We start from the raw sequence: 19,909 nt of genomic DNA on the forward strand, positions 1-19,909 counted from the left end.
TTATGAAAAAACCAAATTGAGAAACACGCTGACGTAATTCTAGGTTTAAACAAAATCTTACTTCATTTTTTTATTGATTAAAAAAAGTATCAAATGTTCGTATCATTTTGATAACTTATTTAGCAATAATAATTTTAGCAAGTTTAGTTTTATGAAGTCCAATTACGCACCAAACAACTGATAAAATATCCTACATTGATGCTTTATTTACAACTGCATCAGCTTTTAGTGACACTGGTTTGGTAACCAAAACTAGTTGAAAAACTTGAAATATGTTCGGTCAGGCAGTCATAGCATTTTTAATTTTGGCTGGAGGAATTGGTATTTTTGCCTTAAAAATATTTTTCTTTACTTTATTGTTTCCTAAAGCTAAAAATTCAATTACAGATATGGAAATTTTAGCCCACGAACGCGGGGGAGATAATTTTGGCCAAAATAAACGAGTAATAATTAATTCTGTTTCTGCTTTATTAATTATTACAATAATTGCCGGATTTGCTTTAAGCGTGTACTTTTATTTGGCTGAACCCAAAGTTGCTGGCGATATCAAGTTACACGGAGATTTCATTGCTTCGCAAGGAGATTGGGCATTATCATTTAGATATGGTTTCTTCCATACAATTTCAGCCTTGAACAATGCTGGATTTGACATTATTGGTGATAATTCGCTAATGTCTTATTATCACAATATAGAATTACAAATATTTTTCGTAATTTTATTCGTTATTGGCGGTCTTGGTTACCCAGTTATTTATGATTTATTAAATTGCATAAAAATAAAAATAAAATACAGAGGCAAAAATAAAAAATATGTTTTTAAATTAATAACAAAAATTTCAACAAGCACTTACCTTATTACTACAGTAGTGGGCTTTATTGTTATATTGACATTTGAAGCTAGTGCTAAAAATGAAATGCTGACATTTTGAAATAAAGCAGAATACGGAAATATAGCTGAAAAAATTTGACAATCACTTTTCCTAACATTATCTACTCGTTCAGCAGGTTTTAGTACCATTAATATACAACATTTAACTATGGGGAGTGTAGTTATGATGTCGATATTAATGTTTATTGGGGCAGGTCCTGTTTCTACTGGTGGCGGTATTCGTACAACAACTATTGCCATCTTAATACTTGCTCTTGCTTCAAAAATTAGCGGGCGTCCTTCAGTTCGGGCATTTAGAAGAAGAGTTGATGATGACACTGTTAAAATGAGTTTTATTATTTTCTCTATTTCAGTATTTTTGGTGTTTGTTGGCGCATTAATAGTTTCATCAAGTACCATAGATTACGGTGGCAAATTAGATCACAATAAATTTGGTTTTGCCCATTTATTGTTTGAAGTTTCAAGTGCATTTGGTACTAGCGGGTTAACAGTTGGCGTCACTTCTAATATGAATGTTGTTTCAAAACTCGTGATAATTTTAATTATGTTTATAGGTCAATTTGGTATTAGTTCAACCGTTTTGGTTTGAGGCGGCAAAAAGAATTACTCATATAAATATGATTATATTCATGAGGAGGTAATGATTGGCTAGACAAAGTTATTCAGACTTAGATATAGATAATAATATTACTGAGTCATTTGTAAAATGTGCCCGTCGTAAAAAACTCAATATTTCTCTATTTGTAATATTAATTTTACTGATTATTGCTATCATTGCACTTATTTCATGTGTCAAATTAATTACTCCATGATGAGCAACGTTAGTTTCAATCCTTATATTATTTTTGCCTGCATTAATAATCAATATTTACCTAAATTATGTTCGCTTTTGTTTAATCATTGAACGTATTTATCGACAAGATAATCCTAAAGTTTGAACCAAGTATAAACCAAGATATTTAAGTATTATTTTCGATACAAAAGTAGCTCTTTGAACACACAATATTTCTCATAAGAAGATTAGCAAAATTAATAAATTCGATTCATATAAACTAATAAATTTGCTAGCAAATTCTAATTAGAGTTTGCTTTTATTTTTTTTGAATTACGGCTCTTGATGCGAATTTAGTCAGTTTTAGCAACTCATTAGAGACAAATTCAGTAATAAATACTTATATTTATAATTAAATATAGTAATTTGTTGTATGATATTGTAAATAATAATTATTTAAAGGGGACAAAATGGCTACTAAAAAAACATTATTTGCTAAATTCTATTTAGCTGAAAAATTTGATAAAGACAGAAACATGTCTTTCAACTTAAAAAAACAAAATTTAAAAACTCATAATAATTTTGCAACATTTGAGTTAGCCTTAAATGCTTTTATTGAAAAAGCTTCAAAAACAAAATCGCCTGCTAAGGTTTGATTCCATCGTGATGGGTGTTTTAGAGGGAGCGCTACAGTTGAACAATGTATGGTGATTCTAGGTCGTGTTAAAGAAGAAAAAATTGAAGATAAAGATGTTATTGAATTTATTAACAGAGAAGACTTAGTTGACAAGGTGCCTACCAAGAAAACTAAGCCTTTAACACTTGAACAATTCAATAAATTAATCGATAACTCAAAACTTTATATTGAATTAAACGGAAATAACTTACCTATTTTAATTAATTCAAAATCAATTAAATCAACTGCCGATGTTAATGTAAACGTTTTATGAATTGCTGTTAACGGTGATAAAAAAGCAACTGTTGAGTATACATTAGAAAAAGATAAATTTGTATCACAACCACGTATCGCTAAATTTATTTACTTTAATTTAACTTCGGAAACAGAATTTTTATACGAATCTGATGACTTAATCACAGAAGAACAATTCCGCGAATTGATTAAATCAGCACAAGTTTATGCTAAAACTAAAAAGAACATGACTGCATTAGATTTACATTCTTGCTGTATAAAATCAGATAACGAAGACTTGAATTTTGTAGTAGAAGAAATTAATGTTCAAGGTTTAGAACACACATTTTTCAAAGGGCATTTTTCAAAGGATAATTTAATTTCTAGTGATATTACAGGTGTATTTGATTTTAGAAAACTTGACGATAATACAGAAATTATCTATGCTGAAGACTCATTTGTCCCTTCAATCACAGAAGAAGAATTTAATAACTTAGTATCATTATCTTCAATTTATGCTGATATTACAGATAATAATGATGCAATTCTATTTCAAACTAAACAATTTAAATCAGATTCTGTTTTAGATTTAAAAATTGAGCAAATCAACGCAATAAATAAAGAGACTGCTTTTGTAACTTACCATTTTGAAAAAGGTGAATTTAAATCTGAATCGAATTCAGTTAAGTTTGACCTAGCTGAATCAATTTTAGGTGATACTAAATTATTACCTTTTAATGACAATCAAACTTTAACAATGACTCGGACAAGAACAGTTGATGTTGAACCAGCCAAAACTCCTGCCCCAAAAAGACAAAACGATCTTTTATTCTGATTATTCTTGATTATTTTATTATTAATAATCGTGGGTGGAATTTACGTAATTGCACATTGAGTAGTTAATTACGTTAATTAATCACATCAGAAATCGCCGTTGTGGCGATTTTTTTTATTTTTAAATTCTATAATTTTTGACTAATGATATAGAAAACTAGCTTATTTGGGAAACTAAAAATAGTTTAAAATGTGCTTTGAAATATGATAAAAAAGTATATATTTTATGTTATAAAATATATAGGAGTAAATATGGCAAAAAGAAAATATAACGGTGTAGATTACGATTTAGACGTGGTTAATCAAACACTTAAATTAAGAACTCAATATCATGAGGATTTATTAAGTAAACCTGCAGGTAAAGGATTTAAAAAATTTGGTGGCTCATCAATAGGCAATATTTTTGAAACTGACTCATTCAAAGGGCAATTTTTAGCATTTTTACACATGGCTAGACTAGCGCCTCCAATTTTTGTTAAAAAGTATGTGAAGGCCGGTGAAGCTGTCGAACCAATGGTTTTTGATTTGATGAAAAAGAAATTTCCAAAGCTTGATATCGAGCATATCGAAGCTTCAAAGGTTGGTTATGATTATTTTAAAGAAACTCATGACATCGTCGGGGGAGTTCCTGATGGATTGATACCTTCAAAAAAAATAGTATTAGAAATGAAAGCGGTGCAAGCTAAAAAACAAGCAATTTGAGAACAAAACAACAATCTTAATGTTCCATTAGATTATCGAAAACAAGCTGAATTGTACGCCTATCTATTAGGATATCCAAGATATTCAATAGTTGCTACTTATTTAGAGGAAGGCGATTATGAAAAACCTGAGTTAATAGATTTAAATCAAAGAAATATTGCCCAATATATGTTTGATGTTGACCAAAACAAAGCACGCGATGATTTAGAAACAATTGTAAAATTTTGAAAATATTATTCAAGAACTGGTATAAGCCCAAAATATGATGCTAGACGCGATGCGAAAGTTGTCGAGTATTTAATGTGTCATAACGAACAGGAATGAGAAGAATTATTCAATAAATGAAAAAGATTTGGAGATGTAGATGAAGATATTGAGTTCTGACAAGTTAAATAAAGATAATACAAAAGTTATTTCTTTTAGCCAATTCAAAACATATTACACAAGTCAACCTTATTTCATTTGATCTGAAAAGGACTCAGAAGGGAATTCAATCATTCCCAATGTTGACATTAACGGTTTCAAATTGTTTTTAGATTCTGCGATTGATTCTTCATCAGATAACGAGCCATTACATCAGTTCGATTTTTTAAAAGAACTTAATGATGATGAAGAAGAATCTTATTACGATAATAAATATTTAAGTGACATGGCCAAAAGCTTTTTTACTAGTGAGTGAAATTACAAAATGGAAAATCAGAACATGTTCACAACGGCATATAAACAAGCTTGTGATTATTTGATTAAATACCATGGAGATAATTTATCGACATCTTATATGCAAAGAGTTTTTCCGGTTACTCAGCTACATTTAGCTGATGAATTTTTAAATGATTTTTTTGTAGATAAGAACAAAACATTACTATTAGATCCAACATTTTGTTATCTAGCAAAAAAAGGTGACGCTAATTTTGTTGTTAAAGCAACTTGCTTCGCATATTGTAAAGAACATTGCACTTTATATTTTCAAAAAATGAAAAGCTCTACTAATATAGATGATTATCTAAAAGCTTATTTTACTTATAATGTTGCTCTAAAATCTGGTATTAAAATTAATAACATAAAATTCGTTATTTTTGATTTCGATAACGATAAAAAAGGAAGAATTACATTTCGCACAGTTGATGGGTCTTTTTCGAGCGCTAGCGCTTCTTCAGTTAAAAGAGAAGGAATAAGTTTAACTAAAGACACAAATAAATTGATTGTTCGTGATTTAATTAATTCTGGATTAGCCCATTCGCAGTCGAATTATGAAGGAGTGAAGGCAAGCGTTTATAATTCATTTAAACTAGGATTTGTTTTTGATAACCCGAAATCCAAAGACGTTACAATATTTTCAACTAAAATTCTAGATAATATCAAAAATAATGAATTGTTTATCCCAGATCTTACCGTTAATTTAAAAGAAGCTAAATATGAAGAATTTGACCAATCTATTTCAAAAATAATTGATGCAAGTAAAATTACTAAACCTGTTTATTCAATAAAACAAAATGGTGAATTGATTTTCGATTTATCTACCGATTCGACCGGTTGAGGTAAGAATAAAGAGTTGAATACAATTAAAAATCTATATTTAGGACCGCACTATGTTTATTCATCAGGCAATGGTGGCACAGGTAATTCATTAAAGATATTAGACCAAAATCATATTGATAAACACAAATTTATTGTCGATAAGTTATATAGCTTTCCGAATTATTTCACAAATAAAGCTCTAGAATTAATCAGTGAATTAATGATTAAGGATTTGAAAATTGTCTGATATGACTATGAAGGAGTTAGCTCGTTAATTCCAATTTTTGATGGGCTTAAATCGTGAAGGCAAGTTCCTCATCAAGTTTCTGTGATTATTACACAAAATGGTCAGGTTGTTTCAGAAGAAGATGTTATTAAAGACCCCAAGAACTTAGAACTTATAGATTTAGTCGATGTAATAATTAGAGTTCATAGTTCAGCAGATAAATATGTTGTTTTCAATAAAAATTACGAAAACACAAGAAACTTAGAAATCAGAGACTTGGTCAAACAGCGTTATGATAATTTTGACCAAAATAATACCGCTGATGTTGAATTTGTAAATCAAATGAGAGCACGTGGATTTGATTCGTGGTTAGATTTTGAAATTTTAGTTAAACATATTTATGATAATACATTCGATTTATTAGAGTGTTTTACAACCAAAACTGATATAACAGATCAAGTGTTTTATGTCTCACAATATATAAAATATAACGAGTATCACAAACCGTCATTCAAATTAAATCTTAAAGAATTTGAAGGAAATCTAGATGATTATAAAAAAATCTGCGACAAATATCGTCGCAACACGTTTGCTGATAAAGAATTAAAAACTATTCGAATAATGGAACTACTTGGTTACACAAGTATTAAAAAACTTGAAAAATTAATCACTAAAAGTGGTTATCAATATCGTTGAAAAATTAAAGAGTATGCCGGATTAGAAATCAAAAATGGTTCTATGGCACTAGAGCTAGCCGTAAACAGAAATGCCAATTGCACCAAAGATAATGAGTGAGCTGCTAAGGTCGAAAAATTAAAAGAGTATTGTCACAATGACGTTGTTGCAATGATTGTTGTTTACGAATTCATCCTAGGCTTTATTGCGGATGTATTTCCAGAGATTTACGGTTTTGAGTTTGAATTAAATAAAAATGAGAAATTGGCAGTTGATTTTGATAGTAAAAAACTTATTAAAGTATCAATTAAATAATTAAGATGGAAGTATTATGAACAAGTATGAAAAAATTTTTATAACAACCACAGACACTGTTTGTGGTATCGGCGGACCAATTAGTGAAGAAACTTTGGAAACTATTTATGAGCTTAAACAACGTCCGGCTCATAAAAAAATAATGATTTTAGTTGGTTCATTGGAGCAAGCTCAAAAATTCAAGGAATGAAACGAAGAAGCAAATAATGTAGCATTGAAGTTTTGACCTGGTGCAGTAAGTATTGTTGTCAATAATCAAGGTTTCAGAATGCCGAATCATCCAAAACTTAATGAGTTCTTATTAAAAAATGGTCCAATGTATGTTACAAGTGCCAATATTTCGGGTCAAGAACCAATTCAGATTAATCAAGCTAAAATTGTTTTCCCTCAAATAACAAATGTTTTTAATTTTGGTCAAGTTTCAGGTAAAGCAAGTCGAATTTATAATGTTGATTCCAAAGAGTGAATAAGATAATTTTAATGTGAGTTAAACTCACATTTTTTTAAAAAAAATAACACCAGATTTTGGTGTTATTAACTAAAAATATTAGTGTGTAGGGTTGTTTACAACACGTACACGTTCTTTAGCGTAAGGCATTAGAGCCATGAAACGAGCTCTTTTGATTGCCATTGCAACTTTTCTTTGGTCTTTTGCTGATAATCCTGTTAAAGCACGCGGTTTAATTTGACCTGTGTTTGTAACGAATTTATTTAGCAATTCAATATCTTTGTAATCAATGTAATTTAGGTTTAAGTCAGCGATTAAGCTTCTACGACGTCTGTTGAAAGCAGGTTTTTTTGAACGGAATTTTGCCATTTTAGTTCCTATTGTAAATCGTCATCTTCATCAAATACGGCAAAGTTATGTTTTGCTTCATTAGCGTTAGATGTTGGTGTATTAAATACCTGTGTATCTGTAGCGCTATAATTTGATGTAGGTTTTGATGATCCACTAAATGTAGTTTGATTTCTTTGAGGATTAAATGAATTATCGATGTTTGAAGTATCTGCTGCTCTTCTTTCACGTTGTTGACGAGATTCCAAAGAGTTAATTGTTTCAACTGTAACTTCATAGGTTCTAACAACTCCATTTTGGCCATTGTATGAACCTGTCGTAAATGAACCTTCAATAGACACTAACGATCCTTTTGTCAAGTATTTTGACATAAAATCAGCGGTGGCTCTTCAGGCTACTAATGGTATAAAATCTGTAATTGGTTCGGTTGAATTTGTTCTTCTTGTAACTGCGACAGAAGTTCTACATCAATTAACGCCACTAGGGGTAGTAAAACCTCTAATATCGTTAGCGATTCTTCCAACCAGTAATACTTTATTCATATTTCCTCATTTCTAATTGGTTAATTATTCAGCTTTTTCAGCTTTTGGTGTTCTAGGTTTTCTTTCAACTTTTGATTCTGCATCGTAAGATTTTTTGAAAGGTCTTCTTTCAGATTTTTCGGCTGGATTATAAACTTTTTTGCCAGCTCAAGTCTTTCTTTCTTTGCCTAAACCTTTTTCTGTATCTAAATTGATAACTAATTGTCTTCAAATTTCTTTAGAGATATTTGAACGACGAACGAATTCAGCCACTAATGAAGCTTCTCCGTTTAGTTGAATTAAAAGATATTGTCCTTGTGTTGAATGGTTTACTGGATAAGCTAGAGTTGTGTTTTCTAGTTTTTCTGCCTTAATGATGTTTGATTTTCCAAAGACACTTTCAACTAACTCGAATCCAATTTCGTGGTTAGCTTTAGGATCTAGGAGCATCATAATTTCATATTTATGCATTTTATCCTCCTTATGGACATCTGGGTCATACGACCAAGGAGTAATTAATATTTACTCATGGTTATTATATATTAAGATTTAAAAAAACAAAATCAATATTATTAATTAATATTTTCGATGTAAATAATAGATTTTTATACGTTCCGAATCTAAATTTTCTATACACTTATTTGAGTTATTTTTCAGTGTTTTTTGTAAAAATACTGACTGTTTAATATGGTTGAAACGTAAAATCATTAAAATGCAATTCTATTTAAATTTATAAGCTTTTTTTAGCAAACTTAATATACAAAGTTAAATTATGTGGTAAATTTAATATTATGAGTAAATTAGTTATTGTTGAATCGCCAAATAAAGTGGCAACCATAAAAAAATATTTAGGAGATGATTTTGATGTTCTAGCATCAGTTGGCCATATTGCTAAACTTTCAACCAGAACAATTGGCAATACAATCATGGGTATTAAGATTGATGAATGAGAACCTGTATATGTGATTGATTCTACAAAAAAAAGCACTGTTAAAAAACTTAAGTCAGCCGTTAAAAAAGCTGATGAGGTTTTCATTGCAACTGACCCTGACCGAGAAGGAGAAGCTATCGGAGATCACTTGGTTAAGTATTTAGACATTCAGGATAAATACTCTCGTATTAAATACAATGAAATAACCAAAGATGCAATTTTAAAAGCTATTTCACACCCAGGAAAACTTGATGAAGCATTAATCGATGCCCAAAAAGCACGTCGTATGTTGGATAGAATTATTGGTTTCAAACTAAGCAAATTAATGAAACAAAAACTTTCTAACTCTCCGACAAAACCATCAGCTGGTAGAGTTCAATCGATAGCATTGAAATTAATTGTTGATAGAGAAAAATTAATTGAAGCTTTTATTCCAAGAGATTATCATAAAGCTTGTGCTTACATCAATGAAAATTTCAAGGCAGATTATTACAATGATAGTAACCCAAGCGGTGAAAAAGATTGAATTTATCCAGAAGAAAAGGATGAAATATCTGAAAAAATATTTGCACAACCAAATTCATTAGTTGTTGAAAGCATAAAAGAAACAAGAAAAAAAATGGGCGCTATAACACCATTAAAACAAGCTGTTTTATATAAAAAATCACCTTTTTCTTCGCAATCAACACAAAGAGCAGCTCAAAATTTATATGAAGGATATGGAGATGGCGGTTTAATTAGTTATCCACGTACAGATTCGACTAGATTAAGTCAATATTTTATAGATAACGCACGTAAATATATTAAAATTAAATATGGTAAAGAATATGTTTCAGAGGAAATCAAAGGTTTTTCGGGTGATCAAGACGCCCACGAAGCTATTAGACCTACAGACATTACATTAACTCCTGAAGAAGCAAAAAATAAGTTTAAATTAAATAATTATGACTACCAAGTTTATAAATTAATTTATGAACACACACTACAAGCATTAATTAATGTACCTATTAGAATGTCTAAAGCTTATGTTTTTGATAAACAAGGTTTGAAATTTAGATTAACAACCTCTAAAATTTTGTTTAATGGTTATTACGTAGTTAAAGGTGAACGCGAAGAAGTTGAAGATCCTAATTACAGTGAAGGTCAAGTGATTTCGGTTGAGAAATTTGAAGTAACCGATCACCAAACAAACCCACCTTCAAGATATAGTGAAGGTTCATTGATCGAAGCTTTGGATAATATAAAAGTTGGACGTCCCTCAACATTTGCTTCAACAGTAAAAATTGTTCTAGATCGTGAATATGCTGAAAATATTAACGGGGCTCTACATCCTACTGAATTTGGTCGTATCGTTATGGACAAATTAACTGAATCATTCCCAAAAATAATCGAGGAAGGTTACACTGCTCAAGTTGAAGAAGAGTTGGACTTAATCGCTCAGAGCAAAGTTGATTTGAAACCGGTTATGCAAGAGTTTTGAGACAACTTCAATAGAGTTTATGATGAAGCTGAAAAAACAATGGAACACACAACAATTTCATACGAATTTGCTAACGAAAAATGTCCACAAGATGGAGCGGAACTTATCATTAGAAAAAACAGATATGGCAATAAATTCATTGGTTGTCCCAATTTCCCAAAATGTAAATTCGCTAAGAATTACGAAAAATAATTTACCAAAACACTCATTTTTGTTTTGTTTTAGGAAAAATAACGACTAATTTAGTTAAATTATTAGTTGTTATTTTTTTATTAAGATTTAATTATTAGTTTAAAATTCAAATGTTTAGTATTAAATGTATGATCAAGGAAATAGAAAATGATAAAGAAAATTAAGAAATTATTTTTTTCTAAATGATTATTACCATTGGTATCAACTTTACCTTTGGGTGTTATTTCTGCCAGTTTTTCTCATGATCAAACTGATATTTTGCCACCTAAAACATTGGAAGAACTAAGAAAAGCCAATCCATATCAATTGTCTAAACTTAAACGTTTTGATTCAAGAGATTATGGCATTGTAACATCTGTTAAAAATCAAGAAAGTCAAGACATTTGTTGATCTTATGCGCAAATGTCGGCAGCTGAAACTAATATTCTATTAAAAGGGTTATATGTAAATCAAGATGATAAGGAACTCGATTTGAATGAAAAGAATTTTGCTTATTATCATAAAAATCGTGGTCGCAACATTGATTACACAGGATTAACAACCGACGATATTACCAAGAATGTGAAGTGAGACAGCGCAGAACATTCTTTATTATCTGGATTGACACTATTTAATTGAAACAGTCCAATCATTCAAGTTGATTCAAAAAATGATTTATTCAACGAAAAAAACCAAGAACCTATTGCTAAAATTACTGATTTAATTCAACTGGATAGAGATAACATTTCTGATATTAAAATGGCAGTAGCCAAATATGGATCAGCAACTATAAGCTGAAAAGGTTTGGGTGAAACAGGAAAATTTATAAATCACAATGATACCGATACAGACCATGTTAGCACAATTATTGGTTGAGATGATGACGTTGCAAAGGAGAATTTCTCTCAGCAACCAATTAAAAACGGTGCGTGAATAATTAAAAATTCATGAGGCACACATTTTCACGATCAGGGTTTTGCATATATTTCTTATGAATTGCCTATTCGTAAAGTTTACTCTTATAATTACGTGTCTAGTTCTAAATACGATAATTTATATCACTATGACGGTATGAGTTTAGGCGTTGAATCTCCAAACGGCGAAAAAATATCTAAAGCAGCTAATATCTTCCCTGTTTTGAATAATTTACCAGACAGGAAAGAGTATTTAAAAGCAATTAATGTTGCATTTCAGTCGTATGACGAAAAACCAAGTGAGTTCGATGTTTCAGTTAAGATTTATAACAATATAAAAGCCAATAAAGCGAATCCTAAAGATTCTATAAATAACCCTATTGATGAATCGAAATTAGTTGTGGAACAAACAAAACATTTTAGGCACGGTGGTGTGAGAACTATTGAATTAGATAAAGAAATAGAATTGGTTCAGGGTCAGTATTTCAGTGTTGTCGTTGAGGTTAAAAATAGTGCGAATAATGCTGTAATTCTGTGGTCTAATGAAAAATCAACAAATGACTTGTCATACTATTATTTAAACGGAAAATGAGAAAATGGTTTAATTGGTGCAAACGATAATTACAGCGCCAGAATTAAAGCTTATACGGTCAATAAAGCAATTCTTAATACTTCTGTTGTAAAGGACCTTAAATATTCAAGAGTGTTATTAGAACAAAATGTATTGAGACATAATAAAGATACATTCAAATCTATTCCAAAAGTATATTATGGTGGTAAATTATTAAGATACAAATATGATTATGATTTCACTGTTGAGGAACATCTTTATGGAAATAAAGGGTCAAATTATCATGATAATAATATTATTGGATATGGTGTAGTTAAAGTTAAAGGTCTTGGAGAATATGGCGGAGGAAACGAAAATTATTACGGTATAAAAGTTGGTTTAAACCCAGATTTAACTAATATTCCAAATTCAATATTTGATTACGAGAATAAAATCTTGTATATTCAAACAGATAAAAATATAGATAAATTTGGAGATTTAAATTTAACTAAATTCGGGTTATGATGAAGCAATCCAGACCAGAAAATACATGACGGTTTCAACACTGAACAAATACTGAAATATACAGGCGCCGATGTATACAATCTCCGTCAAACTTATTTCAGAACTGTTTTAGTCAAAAATGCACCCTTACCAATAGTTAAAGAAATTGATCAAAGTTTTAACGCTCTATGGTTAGAGTTTAGAGATGTTGATAAGATTAAATCGAGTGTTATTCCAATTAATATTTCTAATGCTAATATTATTTTAGAAAATAATTCATTTGAATATGTAAATAAAGAATTGACACCTAAAGTGAGTATTGAATTAAATGGGTTAATTTTAACTAGAAACACTGATTTTATAGTAGAGTATGAAAATAATAAGAATGCAGGTATTGGAACAATAAAGATAATAGGCATAGGTAAATTTGAAGGTGTTATTTATAAAAATTTTACGATAAATAAGTCCACTCCATACTTATTTTATGTTGCTGTAAATAAAAATTTTATCACAGCTAAAAATGATTTAGATTTACCGGTAATATTTGAATTTTATTCAGATTCTGATGCAAAAAATAAGATTAGTCAAGAGGATATTAATAAACTAGACGAATTTTATATTCGAGCTCGAATCGAGCCTACCGAAAACACAAATATTTATATAAGTAATTTATTGCATATTGAAAAAATAGTGTACCCACTAATTGTGAAGCCAAATTTAAATGATTCCATACAAAATAGTGAATCAAAAGAAGGTAATTCGATTCCTAATAAAGAAGTGACTGATAATCCAAATAAACAAAACGATGTGTCACATGTTAAACAAAACAATAATAACAAAGTAAATATCATTGAGATTAGCGACGGTGATAAAAACAAACAGCGACCTAAGAATAGTAATCGTCATGTTTTGGAAATTAAACAAAAAAAGGTTCAAAAAAAGTTTAATAAAAACACAATTATAATCACATCTAGCGCTATCAGTTTAATAATTTTAGTCTTACTTTTTATTACAATTTATCTCAAAACTAAAGCTAAAAACAATCGTAAATAGCTAATTGCGGTTGTTTTTTTGTTATTTTAAATAAATATTAATATTAAATTGATAATATATTAAATATTTAATATAATAACTATATGTAGAAACGGACTAAATGAAATTTCTAAATTATTTAATATACATTTTAAAGAACATAGCAATTAATTTTATAGTCATAGTGCTTGCTATGTTATTAATCCATTGAGCATTAGGTTATAGTTTGGTAACGGATTATCAAACTAAATTTGGATTTGAATTTTTGAGAAGTATTTTAAGTTTTAATTATGGGAATATTGAAGTAAATTCTTCAAGTATTTCTGTTTTTGATGTCTATGTTCCTTACTTTAATTTCACATTATTAGTTGTTTTAATAAGTTTTGCAATAAGCTTCAATATTGGTTTTGCAATATCATATAAATTAGCAAAAAATAATAAAAATGCAATAACTAGTACTTTAAATATCTTAATTTTTATATTTAGTTCGGTACCTATATTTATTTTAGGACCGATAGCTATCGGTTTTAATAAATTAGTTGGGTTGCCAAGTATTTATATTGATACTTATTTCAACAGTTTTTGATTAACATTCTTGTCATTAATTGTTCCAATATTAATTTTAACTATTGTTATTACACCATTAGTGGTCGCAATTAATTATCCTATTCTAAAAGAAATTTTACAAAGTGAATATTACGCTTGATCTCGCGCAAACGGTTTCAGTCAATATAAAATTTTTGTTACTGTGGTTATAAGAAATTGAATCGTAAAAGCGCTTCAAAATATTGTGCTATTCTATATTTTCTTAACGACATATGCAATGATTCTTGAACGTTTCTTTTATGCCCCTGGTCAATCGTTTATTTTTCAATATTTAGGCCAGCCACAATATTTTAATTTATTAATGTTTTCAATTTTGATTAATATTTCAGTGATTGGCTTGATTAAAGCTGTTTGTGAATTGTCTATTTATTTTTTGGATACATCCAAAATAGTTAAAAACTATAGAATTGGAGGTTTAAAATGAAACAAATAAATAATTTTGATTTTGGTAAACATCCATCCAAACAAGTTGGAACAGTTGTTCCTGTTTCTTCTAATAGAAGATATTGAAGAAAATTTTTCTCATCAAAACTTTCGATTATTTCTTTAATAGTTTTATTATTGATCTCCATATTCTTAATTTCATCGTTATTATTTTATAGTGCTAGTTCATATAAAACTATCAATGATGCTTACTCACTTAATTCCGAATTACCTAGTTCATTAAGACCATGAAAAACTTTGATTTTGCCCGAAAGTGATGAACTTAATGTGTTTCGAGAATTTGCTAAATACAATAAGGATTCAGTATTTATAGATAAAATCATTGACGATAAAGACGGACTGATATCTTATTCCGTTACCTTTAACGCATATAAAATATTTGGTGATACTAAACTCCACTTATTAGGAACCAATTCACAAGGTATTGATATTTTCGCTAGATTGATTTCAACATTAATTAATTTAATCATAATTTCAGTTTCGGCTGCAGTTATATCTGTATTTTTATCAATTATTTTAGGTTCTTTAACTGCAATCTATTTTAAAAAATCTATCTCTCAAATTATCGAAAAAATTTTTTCAACGTTTGCTTTGATACCTTATATCTTCATCTCGGTAATCGTCTTTTTATTAGTTAAAAATACCGTTGTAAATGCAATAATAATTTTTTCTGTAATTTCTACAATAACATTATTTATTAGTTCCTATCAAAAAACATGTGAAATACTAGAAAATGAATTTATCAATGCTGATAAATCTGTCGGTTTTAGTAACTTTGATTTACTAATCAGAACAGTTTTTAAACCAGTATTTCTTCATCAATTAATTCAAGCCACCGAACAATTAAGTTTGATTTTCTTAGCATATACTGCAATATCAATTTTTTCGATTGATACATCAACACTAACCCTTGGTACTGTAATTAAAGAAGCATTAGATTTAATTTCGATTAATCCTTGATATTTGGTGACTCTATTTGTATTAATAACTGGATTAATGTTTGGATTTAAATTTCTTGCATTCGGTTTGAATAATAGTTATATAAATTTTAGGGGGTCAGATGAGTAAAAGATATTTATCAGCAATATTACCTTTATGTGTAATTCCTTTAACTGTACTGGGATGCACAACGAGACAAAATATTGCTAAAAATGTGTATGTTCTGGAAAAAAATGGTGTCAATGATACATATTTAAATCTACCTAAAACAGGTGGTGTTTGAGATTATAAAAACACTTTACATGACTCGTTGGTTGGCAATTATATATTCAGATATAAATTTGTTGGCGAAGCAAAATATGATTATTTAAATAAATATTTTGAAAAAAATGGAATAGTTGGAAAATTCCGTAAATTTGGAATTATTGACAAAATAACGATAATAACTAATGATGGCCAAATACGTCTTTTTGATACAGACTCTGAAGATGAATTTAAGAACCCTAGCAAGTTAACAAAGGTCGACATTAACCGTGGGTATAAGAATTATATTTACAATTTAGTTTCGGCTAATCCTAAGTCAATCAATTCAGAAAATTTCACAAATTGTTTATTGAATTCTAAACAAGTCATTTTTCATATTAAATCCGATTTATTTTGATTTGATAAAGGTCAAAAAACAAACTCAAAAGTTACAGGATTAGATGTGCTCAAATCAATCAAAGCAGCTAATTTAACTAGAAAAAATCTTAAACATTTATCATTATTAGGTTTTGATATTAAAGACAGCTTAGTTTTAAATAATAATTTTTCTGATAGTGAATTTAAATTTAATATGGCAGAAGTAACCAATGTTGACTTATTATTAAATGAACTTGCTAACAATAAAATCTTTACTGCTTATAGAGATAATGAATGATCTGCTGGCGCATATAGTTTAATAATTAATGACTTAAAACATACGGAGTATATTGCAAATTTGCATCAGGATCTCAAAAAAGTTATTTTGAAATATAATCCTGTAGGAAGTGTTGAATTGCAAACTCATAGAATTCACTTGATGAATGAATATGAACAGGGTTTAATTACATCTCAAACTATAGATAAATTTGATAATTTACAACAAAACAAATACATACGGGATTTTAAATCACAAATTAATGGTGTCAAATTGAATATAGTTCAAACTAAAAACAATTCTTCAATAAATGTGTTATTGCCTAGATTTAAAACTTTATCAAATATTGGTGATATAGATTTATATGATAAATTCATGTATGAGTTTGATGGAATCAGTAAAAACGAATCAGCTTTTTATAATGGTAGAGGTTTTGAGTTAAGAAATAATTTACAACAAATAATAAACAAGTTCACTTTAAATTTCAACCTATATAAGACACAATATTATGATAATTTAATTTCGCCTAACGCCTTGATTTCTAATGCAAAAAATACTAACTATATTAGGATACTGGATGCAATAGATCATTTAAATAAGTCGGTAATTTTTACGAAATCACAGAAAATTGAGTATTATTCACAAATTTTAAAAGAAGATTATTACAAGAAAGATAGTTATTTAGATTTAAAAATTCAATTAAAATCTCGTTGATTTGATGAAATTAAAAATAATATTAATATGTTGCTGAATAAGTTTTATCATGATTACAATTTGTCATCAAAACAAACAATTACAATGATTATACCTTTCGATATTAAAGCGTTTGATTTCAAGACCTTAGAAGTGATAAATGAAATATTTTCAGAAATTGATGAGAGATTAATTATAAAAATAGTTGATACTAATGATAAAACTGTCGATGATTATTATGAAAAAATAACATTTAATGCCAATAACACAATTGACTTCTTCATTCAATTATTAACTCTAGATAATAAAAATTTTATAAATTCACTGCCTTATATTGAGAATATGAAGTTTAAATATTTGATTAAGTTTAAAGAATTTTTTGCTGAATATTTTAAAATAAATCCCCAACAGATTTTAGAAACTGTTAATAATTGGGAACCGGCTGATTATGAATCAAATATGAGTGAATTTGCTTTTAAGTTACATTCTAAATTTAATTACTACGACATTATTAATATGATTACTGAATTAAAAATATTATTAACACCTACATATAACACCAAAAATAATGTTGACTTAGACGATTTTAAATATGAACTCGTTCAATCGTGAATACATAAACCAACACGTGATGATAATTTAATATACTTTGAGGATATCACGGTGTCGAAAGAAGATTATGAAAATTAAAAATTTAACCATTATACCTTTTTTAATAAGTCCTTGTATTATTGCAGCCAGCTGTAATAATGATTTTGACGTTAAGATTAACAAAGAGTTAAAATATGGGTTGAATACTAATGAATCTATTTTAAATAAATTTACTATTGAACAACTTAAAATATTGAATAAATTTCGTCCTTTACTTAATGCGAAATCTGACAAACTTAATTCATCTGATATAACTTTTAAAGACAATGATATTTTAGTTAAAACAAAAAACAAACATTTATCACTTTATAAGTATTTGAATTACAAACCCATAGCTAAATTAGGTTTACATTTAATCAATGACAAAGTACAAAATTGGAAATATATTATGGTCGATAAAAACAAGTCGACCATTGACAATTACGATCTTTTATTCGAACATTATGATTATATCTTTGACCAAGATTTAAATATTGACTTTCCAGATATTAATAGCATCATTAAAAGAATTTCCACATCAACAATTAATGATCAATTAAATATCACTATACCAAATTTTATAACTCCTAACTGAATCAGAGCGAAGGCTTGAGTTAAAAACAAAGAACAAATTAGTTACTGAGAAGATTTAATATTATTTGAACTTAAAAGATTTGACTTTGGTAGTTTAAAACCAATTCAAAAGGTAAAAATTTCAGTCGTTAATTTTATTGAATCAAATGAGGGGAGATATCATAAAAACGCACCTGTTGTAACTATTAATTTTCTGGATGCTGATGGTAAATCATTGCTCAGCGAAAAATTAAGAAATCAAAAATTCATTATTGGACAATTAAATCAGGATTATTTAATTCCTTACAATGATGATAATGTGAAAAAATATAATTCATTATTTAGGGATTATAATTCAATTAGTGATTTTAAACACACTTTAGATATTGATGATAATGAGGTTTTATTCAATGAATATGTCAATGTTTTCTATGATGATATTACGATACTAAAATATATTAATCCTTTATCTTTAGAAAACAATCAATATGAGTTATATGTCAATCCGACTTATTTATACAATAAAGTTAGTGCTAGATCATTTTTATGATTCTTAAAAAATGATGAAAAGTACTTTGAAATAGTGGTGCCAGAACACCGGAAAAATGTTGATTTGAAATATGAAATCGTTGATAAGAAAATTAATGAGAAATATCTAAATGATTCATTGTCATTAATTGAGTTGAAAATTAAGGTTACTAAACTAGACGGATCAATTAAATTTTATAAATGATATTCAATCGACATTAATTCGCACTACCATACTTTTGCCGGATATAAAACAAACCTAAACACAGATTGAAATAGTAATAATATTTACGGATACGGCTGAGATGAGAATTTGGGTAAGGGAAAGATAAATAAAATAACTAAAGTTATCGACCCTAATGAGTTCTATGAAAAAATGCTGTTAAAACTACTAAGTTTACAAGTTTACAAATTAAAAGATAATCTAACTTTATTCAACAATAGAGTTATGACGAAATATGAAGCTCACAATGTAGAACATAATACTATTTTAATTGAACAATTAAAAACTAAATTAGGAATCGATGTATTTAAATATCTAATTGGTAATGGTAATAATAAGAATGATTTAATTGACGATATTAATGTAAAATATTTAGGATTAAGTAATGAACCCGGTTGTGTATTGCTTAAGGTTGATTTTTTGGATAAAAATAAAAATTCTATGTTAAATGACTTTAATCGCAACAAAATCATAAAATGGTATGGGTTCAATGGTACTGACTTCACTAAGATTAACAAACAGATAAGTAACTATAATATAGTCAATACTAATATTGATTATTTATTAAAAAATTCACAAAAGAATTTAAAAAATCAAAATAATATCATTGATTATTTTGACTGAAAGGAATAAAA

General features: G+C 28.3%; 15 protein-coding genes. 12 read left to right on the top strand and 3 right to left on the bottom strand.

Annotated elements, in window-relative coordinates; all coding sequences use genetic code 4:
* Positions 1 to 2 precede the first annotated feature (2 nt).
* The 6 genes from HLA87_RS03425 (at position 3) to HLA87_RS03450 (ending at position 7,316) form a co-directional block, all read left to right on the top strand.
* Positions 3 to 1,541, top strand: a complete 1,539-nt coding sequence (locus tag HLA87_RS03425; protein WP_171111966.1) for a TrkH family potassium uptake protein — start codon at positions 3 to 5, stop codon at positions 1,539 to 1,541.
* The gene (locus HLA87_RS03430) at positions 1,534 to 1,971 is read left to right on the top strand and encodes an MAG0130/MAG3770 family membrane protein (RefSeq protein ID WP_171111969.1); all 438 of its coding nucleotides are present in this window, start codon (positions 1,534 to 1,536) and stop codon (positions 1,969 to 1,971) included. The genes HLA87_RS03425 and HLA87_RS03430 overlap by 8 nt, the downstream gene beginning before the upstream one ends.
* Before the next feature lie 160 nt (positions 1,972 to 2,131).
* A complete protein-coding gene (locus HLA87_RS03435; protein ID WP_171111971.1) occupies positions 2,132 to 3,487 on the top strand; it encodes a hypothetical protein in 1,356 nt (451 codons plus the stop codon).
* A 170-nt stretch (positions 3,488 to 3,657) separates the two neighbouring features.
* Positions 3,658 to 4,503, top strand: a complete 846-nt coding sequence (locus HLA87_RS03440; protein WP_171111973.1) for an MAGa7180 family putative nuclease — start codon at positions 3,658 to 3,660, stop codon at positions 4,501 to 4,503.
* Positions 4,472 to 6,841, top strand: coding sequence for a UU173 family protein (locus HLA87_RS03445; RefSeq protein WP_171111975.1), 2,370 nt, complete (start codon positions 4,472 to 4,474; stop codon positions 6,839 to 6,841). Before HLA87_RS03440 ends, HLA87_RS03445 begins: the two co-directional genes overlap by 32 nt.
* A 16-nt stretch (positions 6,842 to 6,857) precedes the next feature.
* Complete coding sequence (locus HLA87_RS03450) at positions 6,858 to 7,316, top strand: L-threonylcarbamoyladenylate synthase (protein WP_171111977.1); 459 nt, start codon at positions 6,858 to 6,860, stop codon at positions 7,314 to 7,316.
* 72 nt (positions 7,317 to 7,388) lie between these two features.
* Here HLA87_RS03450 and rpsR read toward each other — a convergent pair whose 3' ends face one another.
* The 3 genes from rpsR to rpsF are packed head-to-tail and all read right to left on the bottom strand — an operon-like array spanning position 7,389 to position 8,629.
* Entirely contained in the window at positions 7,389 to 7,658 is a 270-nt protein-coding gene (rpsR, locus tag HLA87_RS03455; protein WP_171111979.1) for a 30S ribosomal protein S18, read from the bottom strand.
* An 8-nt stretch (positions 7,659 to 7,666) separates the two neighbouring features.
* Positions 7,667 to 8,179, bottom strand: a complete 513-nt coding sequence (locus tag HLA87_RS03460) for a single-stranded DNA-binding protein (protein WP_171111981.1) — start codon at positions 8,177 to 8,179, stop codon at positions 7,667 to 7,669.
* A 24-nt stretch (positions 8,180 to 8,203) separates the two neighbouring features.
* Positions 8,204 to 8,629 carry a 30S ribosomal protein S6 gene (gene rpsF / locus HLA87_RS03465; protein WP_171111983.1) on the bottom strand — a complete coding sequence of 142 codons (426 nt, stop codon included), beginning with the start codon at positions 8,627 to 8,629 and terminating at the stop codon, positions 8,204 to 8,206.
* Between the two features lie 320 nt (positions 8,630 to 8,949).
* On the opposite strand from rpsF, the gene topA reads away from it, so the two are divergent.
* From topA to HLA87_RS03495, 6 genes are all read left to right on the top strand, one after another.
* The gene (topA, locus tag HLA87_RS03470) at positions 8,950 to 10,761 is read left to right on the top strand and encodes a type I DNA topoisomerase (RefSeq protein WP_171111985.1); all 1,812 of its coding nucleotides are present in this window, start codon (positions 8,950 to 8,952) and stop codon (positions 10,759 to 10,761) included.
* A gap of 147 nt (positions 10,762 to 10,908) precedes the next feature.
* On the top strand, positions 10,909 to 13,761 hold the full coding sequence (locus HLA87_RS03475; RefSeq protein WP_171111987.1) for a C1 family peptidase: 2,853 nt from the start codon (positions 10,909 to 10,911) through the stop codon (positions 13,759 to 13,761).
* Between the two features lie 172 nt (positions 13,762 to 13,933).
* Positions 13,934 to 14,779: an ABC transporter permease subunit gene (locus HLA87_RS03480; protein WP_171111989.1), complete on the top strand. Its 846-nt coding sequence runs from the start codon at positions 13,934 to 13,936 to the stop codon at positions 14,777 to 14,779.
* The gene (locus HLA87_RS03485) at positions 14,767 to 15,858 is read left to right on the top strand and encodes an ABC transporter permease subunit (protein ID WP_171111991.1); all 1,092 of its coding nucleotides are present in this window, start codon (positions 14,767 to 14,769) and stop codon (positions 15,856 to 15,858) included. The genes HLA87_RS03480 and HLA87_RS03485 overlap by 13 nt, the downstream gene beginning before the upstream one ends.
* Positions 15,851 to 18,010: an OppA family ABC transporter substrate-binding lipoprotein gene (locus tag HLA87_RS03490; RefSeq protein WP_171111992.1), complete on the top strand. Its 2,160-nt coding sequence runs from the start codon at positions 15,851 to 15,853 to the stop codon at positions 18,008 to 18,010. The genes HLA87_RS03485 and HLA87_RS03490 overlap by 8 nt, the downstream gene beginning before the upstream one ends.
* Positions 18,000 to 19,907, top strand: coding sequence for an MAG3240 family lipoprotein (locus HLA87_RS03495; RefSeq protein WP_171111994.1), 1,908 nt, complete (start codon positions 18,000 to 18,002; stop codon positions 19,905 to 19,907). Before HLA87_RS03490 ends, HLA87_RS03495 begins: the two co-directional genes overlap by 11 nt.
* Positions 19,908 to 19,909: the final 2 nt, after the last annotated feature.

The organism is Mycoplasma miroungigenitalium, assembly GCF_013008635.1.
Taxonomy (GTDB): Bacteria; Bacillota_I; Bacilli_A; order Mycoplasmatales; family Metamycoplasmataceae; genus Mycoplasmopsis; species Mycoplasmopsis miroungigenitalium.